Origin of the sequence: Nakamurella lactea DSM 19367 (genome assembly GCF_000426645.1) — a bacterium.
Classification (GTDB): Bacteria; Actinomycetota; Actinomycetes; order Mycobacteriales; family Nakamurellaceae; genus Nakamurella; species Nakamurella lactea.
Window position 1 is genome coordinate 141,019 of record NZ_KE384550.1, and the last position, 14,044, is coordinate 155,062.

At 69.1% G+C, this 14,044-nt stretch carries 7 protein-coding genes; 3 read left to right on the top strand and 4 right to left on the bottom strand.

Going from position 1 to position 14,044, the window contains the following annotated elements:
- Nucleotides 1-99: 99 nt before the first annotated feature.
- Nucleotides 100-582, top strand: a complete 483-nt coding sequence (locus tag K340_RS33040; RefSeq protein ID WP_051267523.1) for a DoxX family protein — start codon at nucleotides 100-102, stop codon at nucleotides 580-582.
- On the opposite strand, the gene K340_RS0124275 is transcribed toward K340_RS33040, so the two are convergent.
- The 3 genes from K340_RS0124275 to K340_RS0124285 all read right to left on the bottom strand — a co-directional run bounded on the left by K340_RS0124275 (nucleotide 561) and on the right by K340_RS0124285 (nucleotide 8,657).
- The gene (locus tag K340_RS0124275; RefSeq protein ID WP_084614910.1) at nucleotides 561-3,215 is read right to left on the bottom strand and encodes a LuxR C-terminal-related transcriptional regulator; all 2,655 of its coding nucleotides are present in this window, start codon (nucleotides 3,213-3,215) and stop codon (nucleotides 561-563) included. The genes K340_RS33040 and K340_RS0124275 overlap by 22 nt on opposite strands.
- A 143-nt stretch (nucleotides 3,216-3,358) precedes the next feature.
- Entirely contained in the window at nucleotides 3,359-4,102 is a 744-nt protein-coding gene (locus tag K340_RS34785) for a class F sortase (protein WP_245599722.1), read from the bottom strand.
- Between the two features lie 172 nt (nucleotides 4,103-4,274).
- A complete protein-coding gene (locus K340_RS0124285) occupies nucleotides 4,275-8,657 on the bottom strand; it encodes a DUF7927 domain-containing protein (RefSeq protein WP_029138595.1) in 4,383 nt (1,460 codons plus the stop codon).
- Between the two features lie 790 nt (nucleotides 8,658-9,447).
- Between K340_RS0124285 and K340_RS0124295 the strand changes: the two genes are divergently transcribed.
- On the top strand, nucleotides 9,448-12,045 hold the full coding sequence (locus tag K340_RS0124295) for a LuxR C-terminal-related transcriptional regulator (RefSeq protein ID WP_154674465.1): 2,598 nt from the start codon (nucleotides 9,448-9,450) through the stop codon (nucleotides 12,043-12,045).
- 43 nt (nucleotides 12,046-12,088) lie between these two features.
- Here K340_RS0124295 and K340_RS0124300 read toward each other — a convergent pair whose 3' ends face one another.
- The gene (locus K340_RS0124300) at nucleotides 12,089-12,925 is read right to left on the bottom strand and encodes a UbiA family prenyltransferase (RefSeq protein WP_029138598.1); all 837 of its coding nucleotides are present in this window, start codon (nucleotides 12,923-12,925) and stop codon (nucleotides 12,089-12,091) included.
- Nucleotides 12,926-12,976: 51 nt separating this feature from the next.
- On the opposite strand from K340_RS0124300, the gene K340_RS0124305 reads away from it, so the two are divergent.
- Nucleotides 12,977-14,044: a type III polyketide synthase gene (locus K340_RS0124305; protein ID WP_029138599.1), complete on the top strand. Its 1,068-nt coding sequence runs from the start codon at nucleotides 12,977-12,979 to the stop codon at nucleotides 14,042-14,044.

The window sequence follows — 14,044 nt, forward strand, 5'->3', positions numbered from 1 at the left end:
CTCGCGTTGTGATCGAGGTATCGCCAACGACCACTGCGCCGACGAGGCAAGAGCCGGGTTCACGAAGCAGCGGTCGGGCTGACGGAGCACACTGCAAGCATGGGACTCATCCGACTGATCGCGCGCCCGATGCTCGCCTCGATGTTCGTCACCGGTGGGCTGGACGCCTTCCGGAATCCGGAGGGCAAGGCCCCGACCGCCGACAAACTGGTCGGCGGGCTGGCCGACATGCTTCCGGTGGTGTCCGACACCTCGCAGATCGTCAAGGTCGACGGCGCGGTGAAGCTGCTGGCCGGCAGCACGCTCGCGCTGGGCGTGCTGCCACGACTCTCCGCACTGGCGCTGGCCGGCAGTCTGGTACCGACAACGCTTGCCGGACACAGCTTCTGGAAAGAGACAGATCCGGCAAAGCGATCGATGCAGCAGATCCAGTTCTTCAAGAACGTCAGCATGCTCGGCGGCCTGCTGCTGGCGGTGGCGGACAAACCGGGCAGAAGCCGGGCGGAATGGCTACGCCCGCCGGGAGGACCCGGGCATCAGGGCGTATGCAATGCCCCGGCTCAACTGTCCTCCAGCAACTGATGCTCGATGGCGGCGCGCAGCGCTGCGGCGCGGTCGTTGACACCGAGCTTTCGGTAGATGTGCCGGATCTGGGTCTTCACCGTGTTCGCCGAAACCTGCAGCCGCCGGGCAATCTCCTCCCGGGAAGCGGTGGTCGTCAGGGCGGCCAGCACCACCGATTCACGACCGGTCAGGGCGATCTGCGAGACCTGCGCCGGCATCACATCGACCGTCACCGCATCCAGCCGTTCGCCGATCGACGTGGCTCCGGCGTGTCGGCAGAGTTCCGCGAGGGCCCGCCGATCGTCGATCGGCAGCCAGGCCAGGTGGACCTGGACTCCGTGCACCGCAGTCAGTTCTTCGGCCCGCCGCAGCAGGCTCACCGCCATCGAGCCGTCCCCGGTCCGCAGGGCCGCGGCGGCGCCGAACGTCAGTGTCGCTGCCTTGCTGCGCACGCTGTGTCCGGCCGTGGCCAACCAGCCCGGTAGCCGGGCAATGACCTGGCCGGCGCTGCCGGTCAGCAGCAAGTGCAGCGCCCGCGCCGCGGCCAGTTCTGCGCGTCCGTCGTCGTGGTCGCCGGACAACAGGCGTTCGGCGGCGCCGGCCCGGCCCGCGGACAGCCATGCGATGGCAAGGAATCCGTGAAGAGTGCGGGTCGCGAGGTTGTCGCCGACACCGTTCGGAGGAAGTGCGGCATCCAGCACCGACTGCACCCGGCGAGTCTGCGCCAGCGCCTCACCAGAGCCAACTTTCGCCACCAGCAGGGCGGCGGTGAGCAGCGGCCAGAACTCGGCGGTCTCGGTGTACCAGCCGCGGTCGATGACTCCCACCGCGCGGTCGAACTCCATGGCGTCCGAGTGCAGCAGGCTCTCACCCACCGTCGTCATGGCGTTGAGATAGATGCTGGCGTGGTCGCGCGGCCAGGCCGCCGGATCGATCTGGCTCAGCGCCGCCCTGGCGCGCGGGAGTTCGCCGGCGAACGCGTGCGCCCCCACCAGGTACGACAACGCATAGTTCCGGGTCGAGCCCAATCGGCTCAACGAGGCCGACCGGCTCAGCACGGCGACGGCCGCGTCCGGTTGGCCGCCCTGCAGCAGCGAAAAGCTCAGCTGACGCAGGATCATCGCGATCGGCTCCCGCAGCTCGTCCAGCCGATCCGCCGACACACCACCGAGTTTCGCGGTGGCGGCCAGGCTCTCGCGGGCGGATCCGTTGAAATCACCCACGAATCGGCGGCTGACGGCCCGCAGGCTCAGGTTGATGAAGCCGTCGATGTCCGGACCGGCGATCGGCGACGTCGCCCGGTGCTCCACCGCGATGGCGAATGCGTCGCGGGCCGTCCCCCGCGTCACCGGATCGGTCAGTCGGGCCAATCCCAGCGCGAAGGCCAGCATCGGATGGGCGCACAGCACGTGATGCGGCACGGAGTTGAGTGGCCGCAGCAGCCGGTCGGTGAGGTAGCTCTCCGGATAGATCCGTAGCAGGTCGAGGTAAACCCGCACTGCCAGTGGGTAATCGGCGGCATCCAGCGCCAGCTGGAACGCGAGTTCGTGGTCGCCGTAGCCGACCAACCATTGCGCGGTCCGGCCCGCCGACCTGCGGTAGGCGCCGACGTCACGGCGACGCAACTCCCGCAGAAATGCGCTCCGCACGGAGTCGACGTACTGGAAAACGGGATGACGGTAGGCGTAGGGAATCCACCGGCCGAATCCCTGGCGTTCCAACAGCTCCAACAGCTCTTCGGCATCGCTGCGAGCGGTCAACCCGACCGCCAGGTCGAGATCGACGTACGGGGCGACACTGGTCAACGCAACGAACTCGGCCGCCGAGTCGTCCGGCAGCACACTCGCGAGATCGGTGGCCACCAAACGGTTCCAGTCGTCGCTACCGGCGACCGGGATCACCGTCCGTCTGGACATCGCGAGCACCATCGCGCGCAGGGCAATCGCGTAGCCGTGGGTCGCCCGCAGCGTCGACCGCGCGAGCACCGGGTCGCCCCTGTCCAGGTGCAGTCGCAGCAGTTCGGCGACTTCATCGGCGTTGAATGCGAGCTGGTCGTCGGTGATGACCTGCACGGTATGGCGCAGTTGCAGCATCTCGTCGGTGAGGCCGGTGCCACCTCTGGTGCCGATGACGATCCGTACGTCCGGAAGCTCCGCAACCAGACGCAGGATGTCCTCGTCGATCTCGGTTGCCGCCGCACCCACGTTCTCGTACGCATCGAAGATGAACACCACCGCACCCACTGGGCGCAGTAGGTCGATCGCGACGTCGACGGGATCGACCCCGACGCCGACCCGCTGCAGCAGCATCGACGAGCGATCGGCGTCGAGATCGCCGGCCCGGCGGGCGGATTCGGTGACCCTGGTCCAGAACGCCTGCCGGGAGCCGACGGAGGAATGCACGGTCAGCCACAGCAAGAAGGTCGACTCAGCTCGTCGGGCCGCCCAGTTCCGCAGCAGCGTCGTCTTTCCCGATCCGGTGGCCGCCCGCAGCACGCTGACCCGGGCCGGACTGGAGTCCAACAACCGGTACAGCCGCGGTCGTTCGACCAGCCCCGCGGCAGGCCGACGGTCGCCGGAATCGCGTGCGTGTCCGTTACTGGGCGGCCCCGACGTTAGCCCTTGCCCGGCGGACGATCTCGATGTCGTCATGTCACTGTGGTGGCAGTTCGATGTCCCTCGCTCCCGGCGCCGACCCGAAGTCGGCCGTCACGATTCTGACATTCGGGATGACTGTCGTGTTCGGCGGGTTCTGCGATCGGTCCGCCGGTAGGTGGGACCGGCACGGTCGGCCATCAGGCGGGTACCGCCCGGACCACGATGTTGTTCTCGTAAGTGTTGTATCCGCCGTGCGGACCGTCGATGTGCAGCAGCTTTCCACCACAGGTCACCAGCACCAGCCGCCGCGGACCGGCACCGTCGAAGATGTCGTCCGGCAGCGCCCTTTTGTTCACCGACTCGAGAGAGGTGACCCGCCACGAGCTTCGTCGCCCGGTGTCGCCGGTGGTCACTACTACGGCGCCGGGCTGGATCTCGGACAATCGATACAGCGCACCGAGGCCCTGCCCCGCGATATTGACGTGGCCGGCGATCAACACGGTCCCCGCCGTGCCGGTGAGGGCGGCTCCGCCGTTCCATCGCCCGACCCGACTGATCACGTCCGGGATCACCATGGCTCCGTGCTCGGCGCCGACGTCCTCGATCGGTGCCTCGACATCCAGCGACCGGATGAAGAGTCGGTCGGGCCCGTCGAACGTCCAGGGTCCGGCGTGTCGCGGCGGCCGGTCGGGGCCACCGGCGACGATTCGCGGCGTTCCGGCCCTGTCGTCGGCCGGCCCGGTCGATGGCACGTCACCGCCCACCGGGGCGACAACGTCACCGGTCGCCGGTGGAATGGTGTCGCCGGGCAGCAGCTTCTCCGGCGGGACGGTCGAGGTGAAGGTTCGCGAGGGAACAGGCGCGTCCGCCGGCGGGGTCGACTGCAATCCGCTGAGCATCAACATCATCGCCGTGGCGGCGACCAGCACCGCGCCCATCATCACGCCGGCGATCCTGATTCGACGTCGCGCACACCGACGCCGCGACCACCCGGTTCTGATCGGAGGCTGGGTACTCATCGACATCGGACGATCCTCATCGCAGTGCAGTCGGTGGTGCGGCTGTCCGCCCAGGGATCGTTCCCCGGGCGGACAGCCGCGATGCCGGTCCCGATCAGTCGGTCGGCATTACCTGGTGCGCCACGCGCTGACGCCGCGTGACGAGCAGCCAGGCCCCGGCGCCGAGCATCAACAGCACCAGCAGCACCGCTCCCGCGATCACCATCGCGGTGTGCCCGGTGCCGTTGCCGGCGAGTCCGGTGTTGATGGTCACCGGCGGGTCAGCCACCGGCGCCTGCAGACCGCTGATCGTTGCCTCCGACCGCGCGGAGGCGATCGGGCCGGCATCCGGCGGGGTACCGGTCGCGGTGGCGGTGTTGGTCACCCGGCCCGCTGCCACGTCCGCGTCGGTCAGTGTGTACCCGGCTGTGCAGGTCACCTCCGCTCCAGGTGCCAGCTCCGCGGCCGCGGCCGGGCAGCTGATCGCGGACAACGTGCCGGTACCGGAGAATGCGCCCTCCACCGGGTGCACGTCGGTGAGCGGCACGTTGCCGGTGTTGGTGATCCGGAACGAGTACGTCACCGTCGAGCCGACCGCGCCGCCGTTCACCGGATCAGCCGACTTCACCATGGCCAGACCGGGTTCGGGGTCCTCCACCGGGTTACGGGTGCAGTCCGCTTCCTCACCGGCCTTCGCCGTGCACACCGGGTCGGCCGGTGGCTTCTGCTGCGGCTTCAGCAGGAAGTTGGCCAGCACGCTGTCGCCCCGCTGAGCCTGCGGCTTCACCTGCACGGCGTAGGAGACCACCACCGTCCTGCCCGCCGGGAGGATGCCGGAGATGCTGATCCGGTTCCCGTGCCGACTGACAGACAGTGCCTTGTCCGACGACTTCGGGGGGCTCACCAGGGTCGCGTCGTCGGTCACGTGGGTCAGATCGTCGACCTTCGCCACCTGGCCACTGCCGGTGCCATTGTTGGCGAAGGTCAGGGTGTAGGTCAGCCGTTGGCCGGCCTGGACCGCCGACCCGGTCACCGGGTCGACCGACTTGCTGTCGACGATCTCTGCCACCGGATGATCGGTGCACAGTGGGTTGTCCTTCGCGCACTCGACCGGCGGGTCGACCTGGCCCGGCTTCACCAGGAAGTTGCTCATCCTCTTGTCGCCGCGCTCGCCGTCCGGTTTGACCGTCACGGCGTAGACGACGGTCGCGACCTGACCCGCCTGCAGGGTTCCGGTCACCCGGAACTTCCCGCCAGTGACCTTGCCGGCCTTCAGCGCCGGGTCGGACGTCCTGGGCGCCGCCGAGATCACCGCATCGTCCAGGACCTTGGTCAGATCGTCGGTGTAGTCGATGGGACCGGCCGCCTTTCCGACATTCCTGAAGGTGAGCGTGTAGGTGACCCGCTGCCCGGCCGTCACCGTCGAACCCGTTGCCGGGTCTGCGGTCTTCACCGGATCGATGTCCGGCAGGTCGGTCTTGGTGCAGGTCGGGTTGTCGTCCGCGCACTGGGCCGGCGGGGTGGTGCCCTGCGGCACGAGGAAGTTGTCGGCCGAGTCGTTACCCCGATCGGCCTCGCCTTTCACGGTGACCGCATAGCTGACCGTCACGGTCTGTCCACCGACGAGAGCACCGGCGATGCCGAGAGTGTCGCCGCTTCGCCTTACCGTCAACGCATCATCCGACACCGACGGCGCCGTGGTCAGCTCGGCGTCGTCCAGCACGTCGCCGAGCAGGTCGTTCTGATCCACCGTGACCGGTCCGGCACCGACATCGGTGAAGGTCAGCGTGTAGGTCAGGACGGTGCCGGTCACCACCGGATCCGCCGAGGCGGTGACGCTCTTGGTCGCCTTCAACTCACCGATCTTCGTGTTGGTGCAGTCCGGCAGCCGATCGTCGGCCGGCTCACAGCCCGGCCCGGTCGGCGGGGTCTGGCCCGGCGTCAGCAGGAAATTCGCCGCCTGGTCGTCACCGCGTTGGCCGTCGGGTTTGACGGTGGCCTGGTAGGTGACGGTGTAGGTCTGGCCGATCGGCACCGAGCCCTGCACGGTGATGGTGTCGCCATTGTGCTTGGCCTGCAACGGATCCGTGGTTGCCGGGTCCTTGCTGATCTCGGCGTCATCGGTGACCTGCGTCAGGTCGTCGACAACGTCGACCTGGCCGGCGATCTGCCCAACGCTCTTGAAGTGCAGGGTGTAGGTCAGCACCGTCCCGGCGACGACCGGATCGGCGGAGGCCTCGACGGTCTTCCACGTCAGGATCTTGGCCGCCGGTACCACGACCGTTCCGCACGGATCGGCGCCGGGGGCGGTCTCGTTCTCCGGTACGCAGGCGGCGTTGGTCAGCAGTCGGTCGCCGTCGCCCCTGTAGGTCACCGAGTAGGAGATGGTGGCCGAATCACCGGCAACCAGCGGCCCGGACCAGGACAGCGTGGGGTCGGTGAACCCGGTGATTCCGGCCGATGCCTGCGCGTCGTCGTTCCAGCCGGCGTCGTCCAGCACCTCTGTCAGGTCGTCAGTGAAGGTGGCCGGGTGGTCGGCGGTGTAGTCGCCAGGGCCGGCATTGGTGACGGTGACCGTGTAGGTCAGCGTGTCGCCGACTGCCGGCAGTTCCGGCTGCGACGCCGTCTTGGTGATCGTCAACCGGGGCAGGTCGAACTCGGTCTGCGCGCACGGCTCGCCCGTTGCCGGGTCGAGGCCATCGTCGTTCGGCGGATCGCAGGCCGGCGGGGTCTTCCCGTCCGGGATCTTCGGCTGCCAGGCGACGTTACGAACCTTGCCGTCTCCACCCGCCTTCAGGGTGACGGTGTAGCTCAACGTCACGGTGTCCCCGGCGGCCAACGGGCCGATGAACGACACCAGTGGACTCTGATACCCGACGTCACCCGGGCGGTCCGCCGCGGCGTCGTTGCGGTAGGAGGCGTCGTCCAGAACTCCGGACAGATCGTCAAGCACCACTGCCGGGTTGTCGCCGGTGAAGTCGAAGGTGCCGGTGTTCTTCGCTGTCACCGTGTAGGTGATGGTGTCGCCCACCACCGACCCCGGACGGGCACTCGAGGTCTTCTCGATGTGTAGATCCCGGCTGCCGACACAGGTCTGCAGCTCGGCGGTGTTGTTGCCGTCGTCCGGATCCTGCTCGTTGCCGATCACCGTTGCGGCGTTGGTGAGGCAACCGGCCCCGTCCGGCGCCGTTGCGGTGACGGTGATGTCGGTGGACTCGCCGTTGGCCAGCGCACCGCCGGTGCAGGTGATGTCGCTGCCGGCGACCGTGCAGCCGGGAGTTGCCGCGATGTCGGTGTACCCGACGGGAACCGCATCGGTGACGGTGAAGCCGGTGCTGTCACCCGGACCGACGTCGGTGACTCGCAAAGTCCAGCTGATGGGTGCGCCCGGTTCGACCGTGTCCGGACCGATCTTCTCGATCTGCAGGTCGACCGGCTCGATGATCAGGGTGGTGTCACCGGGGGGTTCGAGGCCGGTTTCGGTGACGTTGTCCGGGCCGTTGGTGTAGCTGCCCGGCTCGCTGCCGGTCACCGGAATCGTGACGGTGCACGAGCTCTGGCCGGCGTTCAGGTTGCCGGTCACGCTGATCGATGCATTGCCGGCGGCGGCCGCGACCTGCCCGGACGGGCAGCTGGTCGCGGCCGCGCCGGTCGCCGAGACCGTCAGCCCGGCGGGCAGCGCGTCGGTGAACGACCACCCGTTCTTGGCGGCCAGCTCGCTGGTGTTGGTGATGGTGAAGGTGAGCGTGCTGGTGCCGCCGGGGGCGATCCTCGCCGGGCTGAACTCCTTGTCCAGCTGTGGAGTGACGTCCAGGATCTGGATGTTGTCGATGGTGTGGTCGTTGCCGCGACCGCTGCCGTTGTTGTTGATCATCCGCAGGCCCACCGAGCTGCCGGAGAACAACACGGCGCCCTGCGAGGTGTACGTCCCGACCGACACCTGTCGCGGGCCGCTGGCGCCGACGCCGGGAATGGGGAAGGTGGTGGACGCCGTGCAGGCGTTGACCTCGGGGCCGACGGCGGTATCGGCGCCCGATTGGTCGAGCAGGTAGAACTCCAGCAACGGCGCACTGACGCTGCAGTTGACCGCCGCCACGTCGACGCTGAACGCGATGAACCTGTTGGCCGCCTGGAACGGGATGTTGTCGACGGTCTCGAACTCCACCAGACCGACGCCGGGATCAAGTGCGGTGTAAGCTGTATCGGCGTAGTTGCCGCGGGCCTCGTTCTCCGATTGTCCGGTGTACATTCCTATGCCCCAGGCCAGCTGCTGGGATACGTTCCAGGCGTTCTGACCGCTGGCGGGAAACCCGGGAGTGAGGCAGTCGGCCACCTGGTCGGCGCCGTCCACCTCTTGATTCGCCGACGCGATCCAACCGTTGCAGCCCCGCAGCCATTCGGGATCGGCCGTGTAGGTGGCTCCGTCGGCGCCGGTGTATTGGTCCAGCCGGGAAACCGGGTCCGGTCCCGGAACATTCTGGAAGTCCTCGGCGTACACGACTGTGGGGTCCGATGGGGTTCCGGGGTTTCCCGGGGCCGCCGAAGCCTGGGGAGCCATCGACGTCGAACCGGCGATGAACAGTGCCGACGCGACCAGCGCCAGCAGCGAACCGAGGGCGGCGGTACAGCGCGAGGGGCTCGGACGATGAGTTCCCCGGCGCCGCCGGGTCAGCGGGTGGCGCGCCCTTCCGGGCGCGTTGGGTCGAGCGGATTGTGCAGGCACGGGGTAGCTCCTGATCTCGGTGGACCCATCCGAATGGTCGGAATGCCCGACGATCCTTCGGTCAGGTGGGGTTGGAACGCGCCCTTTCATATCGAAGCCGGGGCCCTCGGGACAGGGCGACGGGGCGTCCTCACCCGTCGACTGTCCGCTGCCGTCGGCGCCCCCATGAAGGCCCGAGATGGCTGGCGATTGCGGCGTTTTCCGTGTTCGACCCGTGCTCGGCCGCGGCTCGGATGCCTGCCGACCGGCATGGTTCGCCCGGGTGAGGCCGGCGAAGTTCACCCGCTCGATCACCCGCAGCGGGGTGATCCCGACGGCCGTTCATTCCGATGAGGACTCGACCGTTCGACGGATCGGTGCAACCCGATCGCCGCCGGGCGACTCACGCAACGGTGATCACGCCGGTAGTCGTTGGGCCCATCCGGTGGCCAAGGCGTGGCCAGGGTGACGCAGACGCCCGAACCGGGGTGATTTTCTGCAGTCTCCGGGCACGAGCGCGGCGGTCGGTGCTGCCGTGGGTCAGCATTCAGACATTCATCCGACGGACTTCAAGGAACCTCGTCCAGTGCCTTGCCCCACCGTGCCGCGTCCCCGCCGGCCCGATCCGACCATCCAGCGACCGCGCTTGCTCACCATGCTCGACAGTGCCGCCTCGCTCATCGTGCTGCGGGCACCGACCGGCTTCGGCAAGACCACCCTCGTCTCCGACTGGCTGGGCTGCGCGGCCGGCGGCCCCTGGCCGGGTCGCCCGGGGTCGGAGCGAACGGCATGGTTGCGGGTGCCGATGGGCGGCGGCGATCCGGAGACGTTCTGGGCCAAGCTGATTCACGCACTCGGGCAGGCCGACGGATCCCCCGGCGATCCGGCCGCGCGGGCGCCAGGTCCATGGCGCAGCGCGCGCGGAATCGCCGAGCACCTACTGGCCGCGGCCGGACCACTGTTGCTCGTGGTGGACAGTTTCGAGAACGTCACTGATCACGGGATCGATGTCGAGTTGGTCGAAACCATCGGTGCCACCCCAGGTCTGCGAGTGCTGGTCTGCCTGCGCGGCCGACAGCACTTCCCGGCCGAACTGACCGGCCGGCTGCCCACCACCGAGATCACCGCCAAACACCTGCGGTTCACCGAGGACGAGACTGCCGCCCTGGTCGGAGCCGCTGGCCTGCGGCCGGGCGCCTTCCATAGTGACGTGCTGCATGCCGACACCGGCGGCTGGCCGGAACTCACCCGGCTGGTGGTGAGCCGGCTGGCCGATGCGCCACCCGATCCCGGTTACCTGGCACGGCTCACCGTCGATACCGCAGTCGGATATCTGCGCCGGCGGCTGGCCCCGATCGTCACTCACCGGCCGACTCTCGACTTCCCGTTGTTGACCTCGCTACCGGCGGAGTTCACCGTCGGGTTGGCCGATGCGATCACCGGGGTCGACGCCACCGCGATGGTGAGCCGGCTCGAGTCCGAGGGTCTGCTGATGGCGACCGAACGTTCGGGCGAAGTCATGTATCGATGGCCGGGGGCCGCCCGCCGGGCGCTCCGGGCAGAACTGACGGTGCGTTACCCGGACCGGCTTCCTGAACTGCACCGGCGGGTGGCGCTCTGGTGCTTCGAGCACGGACAACCCGCGACCGCCCTGCATCATTGCCTGCAGGCCCGGGACTGGCCGCTGGCGGTCGCGGTGATGGAAAGGCACTGGTGGACGCTGCAACTCACCGAGCGAGACGCACTGGTCCGCGCCTTCACCACGGCGCCGTGGGAATCGCTCGCCGGCAGTCAACGGGTGGTCGCGCTGCGGGAACTGGTACTGCCGGTGCCCGAGTCCAGGTTGCTGACCGACGCCACCCTCCCCGCCTCGCCGGGCCAGCTGACCCAGCTCGGGATCACCGCCAAGGCTGCCGACATCATCGACAACGGAATGCTGACGTCCATGGTGCTGCGTCAGCGCGGCCAGTTCGCCCGCGCCGCAACCTTTGTCCGCCGCCTGCTGACCGTCGCCGCAACGGCCCGGTCGGTTCAGCCGGCGGCGGCCGCGCGGTACTTTCCGACCGTCAACCTGGTGGCCGGACTCAGCCTGCTGCTCACCGGAGCATTCGGCGATGCCCAACACCTGCTGTCCACCGCCTACCGGGCCGGATCCGACCGTCGGGAGGTACCGGCGGCCGCCGGGCTGCTCGCGCTCGATCACGCTGTGCTGGGCGAGATCCCGGCCGCCGAGTACTGGCTGACCAGATTCGATCGTGCTGCGGTCGAGCGAACCATCGACACCGGCGAGATCCGCGCCATTGCGGCCTCGGCGCGTCTGTTGGTGGCACTGGACGCCTTCGACCTCCAGACGGCGAAGACGGTCGCACACGAATTGCCGCCGACGTTGCCCGACAGCGACCTGTGGGCGTTCGTGCTCTATGCCCATGCGCAATATGCTCTGCACTTCGGTGATCCCCTCGGCATGCTCGATCGGCTGCAGCGCGAGCAGCTGACCCGGCGCCACCTGCTCGGTCCGGAAGCGGTTGCCACGCCACTGCTGGCCGCGGCCGAGATGGCGCTGTTGCTGTCAGCCGGACGGGGGAGCCAGGCACATCGGATGCTGCAGAACCACGGGCCGCATTCGCTGCTACAGGTGCCGGCCGCGAGGTTGGCGCTGTTGTCCGGCGACCTGGTCGAGGCGCAGCGACTGGCCACCGACCTCAGTTGGGAGCAGGGAGCAACCACCCGGGATCGTCTGGAGATGCTGACCATCCGGGCCGCGACTCAGGCGGCATCCGGCGATCGACCATCCGCGCGAGACACCCTGCGACGCGCCGGCGAGCTGGGCGCGGGGAACGGGCTGCTGCGCCCGTTCGCCACCGTACCGCTGGCCGATCTGGTCGACCAGCAGTCGCCGGCCGGCGTGCTCGAGCTGCTGCGGATCGCACGTGAACACCGCCCGCCGTACCCGTCTTCGGTGGACCTCGTTCGGTTGTCTTCGCGGGAACACGTTGTTCTGCAGCAACTGTCCGTCGGGCTGACGCTGGAACAGACGGCCGAGGAGCTGGTGGTCTCGCACAACACGGTCAAGACCCACGTTCGCAACATCTATCGAAAACTCGGCACCGGCAGACGGGAGGATGCTATCGGCCGCGCCCGTGAACTCGGTCTGGTCGAGACGAGGAGGCCGCCACGGCGGTAACCGCCATTCATGATCCGCGGTGCGCAGCTACCTGCAGAGGAGCTCAGCTGCCGGTCGTCATTCCGGTGCCCGAGACGGCGAACAGCACCACATCGATCGCGGCTCCGACGATCAGCGCCTTGAACAGCCATCTGCCAGCCGGACCACGGCGCTGCAGCACGGCCACTCCGGCGGCGCCGGCCACCATCGCACCGAACGCGATCCATCGCCACGGCGGCACCGGCCCGACCGGGCCGAACAGCAGCGCGGCCGCCGCCCCGAGCACCAGCAGCACCGCGCAGCCGGTCGACGGACCTGGGCCGAGACGGTGTGGCAGACCACGGATCCCGTTCGCTGCATCCTGTTCCAGATCCGGCAGCACGTTCAACAGGTGCGCACCCACGCCGAGCATCGACCCGGCGGCCACCGCCCACCAGGCCGGCAACGGCGCGGTCGGCAGGGCCAGCGTCGCGACCGCCGGCAGTGCGCCGAAGGCGATCGCGTACGGCAGGAACGACAGCACCGTCGACCGCAGGCCCAGGTTGTACGCCCAGCCGCACGCCACGATCGACAGCGCCGCACCCCCTGCCCAGCCGCCGAGCGCCAGCGCGAACGCCACCGCCAGCAGCACGGCGATGCCGGTGGCGAGCGTGGCCGTCCGCCGATCGATGCTGCCGACCGCCAGCGGCTTGTCCGTCCTGCCGCTGCGCCGGTCGCGCTCGGCGTCCAGCACATCGTTGCTCCAGCCGATCGACAACTGCCCGGTGAGGATCGCGGCGACCAGCACCAGCAGCCGGCCGGCCGACAGGCCGACGGCACCGCCCAGCGCCCCGCCGACCACGGTGACGGCGAGGGTCGGCAGCGGATGGCAGGCCATCAGCAACGCTCGGACCCGGGACATCCTCCGATGTTAGGGACACCGGCGGCGGGCCGACGCGGATACGGTGGGGTGATGACCACCCTGGCGGCGGTGCACGGCGTGGTCCCGGAGTACCGATACCCGCAGGCCGAGCTCACCGAGGCGTTCGCCGAGCTGTGCCTGCCGGACGGCGACCAGCGTCCGTTGCTGCGGCGCCTGCACCGCAACGCCGAGGTCGACTTCCGGCACCTGGCGCTGCCGATCGAGCGGTACCGCGAGCTCACCGACTTCGGGATGACGAACGACGCCTATCTGCAGGCAGCGGTCGAACTCGGCGCCCGGGCGGTGCAGGGCGCGTTGCAGGAGGCGGGCCTGACCGCGGCCGACGTCGACCTGGTCATCTCGACCACCATCACCGGGATCGCGGTCCCGTCGCTGGAGGCCAGGATCGCCGGCCGGATCGGGCTGCGGCCCGACGTGATCCGGATGCCGCTGTTCGGCCTGGGTTGTGTGGCCGGCGCGGCCGGCATCGCCCGGCTGCACGACCACCTGCTCGGTCATCCGGATCAGGTCGGGGTGCTGTTGTCGGTGGAACTGTGTTCGCTGACCATCCAGCGCGGCGACCGGTCGATGGCGAACCTGGTGGCCAGCGGTCTGTTCGGTGACGGTGGCGCCGCGGTGGTCGGCGTCGGCAGCAACCGCGCCGCCGGTTCCCCGGCCCGGACCGGGCCACGGGTGCTGGCCGCCCGCAGCCAGCTGTTCCCGGACACCGCGCGGACGATGGGCTGGGACGTGACAGCCGGCGGCCTGAAGATCGTGCTGGACGCGGCCGTTCCGGAGCTGGTCGAGCGATACGTCGGCCCGGGAATGCGGGCGTTCCTGACCGACAACGGGCTGTCCGTCGACCGGATCGACCACTGGGTCTCCCACCCCGGCGGTCCCAGGGTGATCGACGCGATGTCCACCGCCCTCGGGCTGCCCGACGATGCGATGAAACTGACCCGGACGTCGCTGGCCCAGGTCGGGAACCTGTCGTCAGCCTCGGTACTACACGTGCTGGCCGACACGCAGCGGGAGCGCCAGCCGGCGCCGGGCAGCTACGGCGTGCTGACGGCGCTCGGGCCCGGATTCTGCTCCGAGTTCGTACTGTTGCGCTGGTGA

What these genes read in the sequence shown, in the direction of transcription:
- K340_RS0124275 (WP_084614910.1), bottom strand. Translation starts at nt 3,215, where the DNA reads ATGACGACATCGAGATCGTCCGCCGGGCAAGGGCTAACGTCGGGGCCG.
- K340_RS33040 (WP_051267523.1), top strand. Translation starts at nt 100, where the DNA reads ATGGGACTCATCCGACTGATCGCGCGCCCGATGCTCGCCTCGATGTTC.
- K340_RS34785 (WP_245599722.1), bottom strand. Translation starts at nt 4,102, where the DNA reads ATGATGGGCGCGGTGCTGGTCGCCGCCACGGCGATGATGTTGATGCTC.
- K340_RS0124305 (WP_029138599.1), top strand. Translation starts at nt 12,977, where the DNA reads ATGACCACCCTGGCGGCGGTGCACGGCGTGGTCCCGGAGTACCGATAC.
- K340_RS0124300 (WP_029138598.1), bottom strand. Translation starts at nt 12,925, where the DNA reads ATGTCCCGGGTCCGAGCGTTGCTGATGGCCTGCCATCCGCTGCCGACC.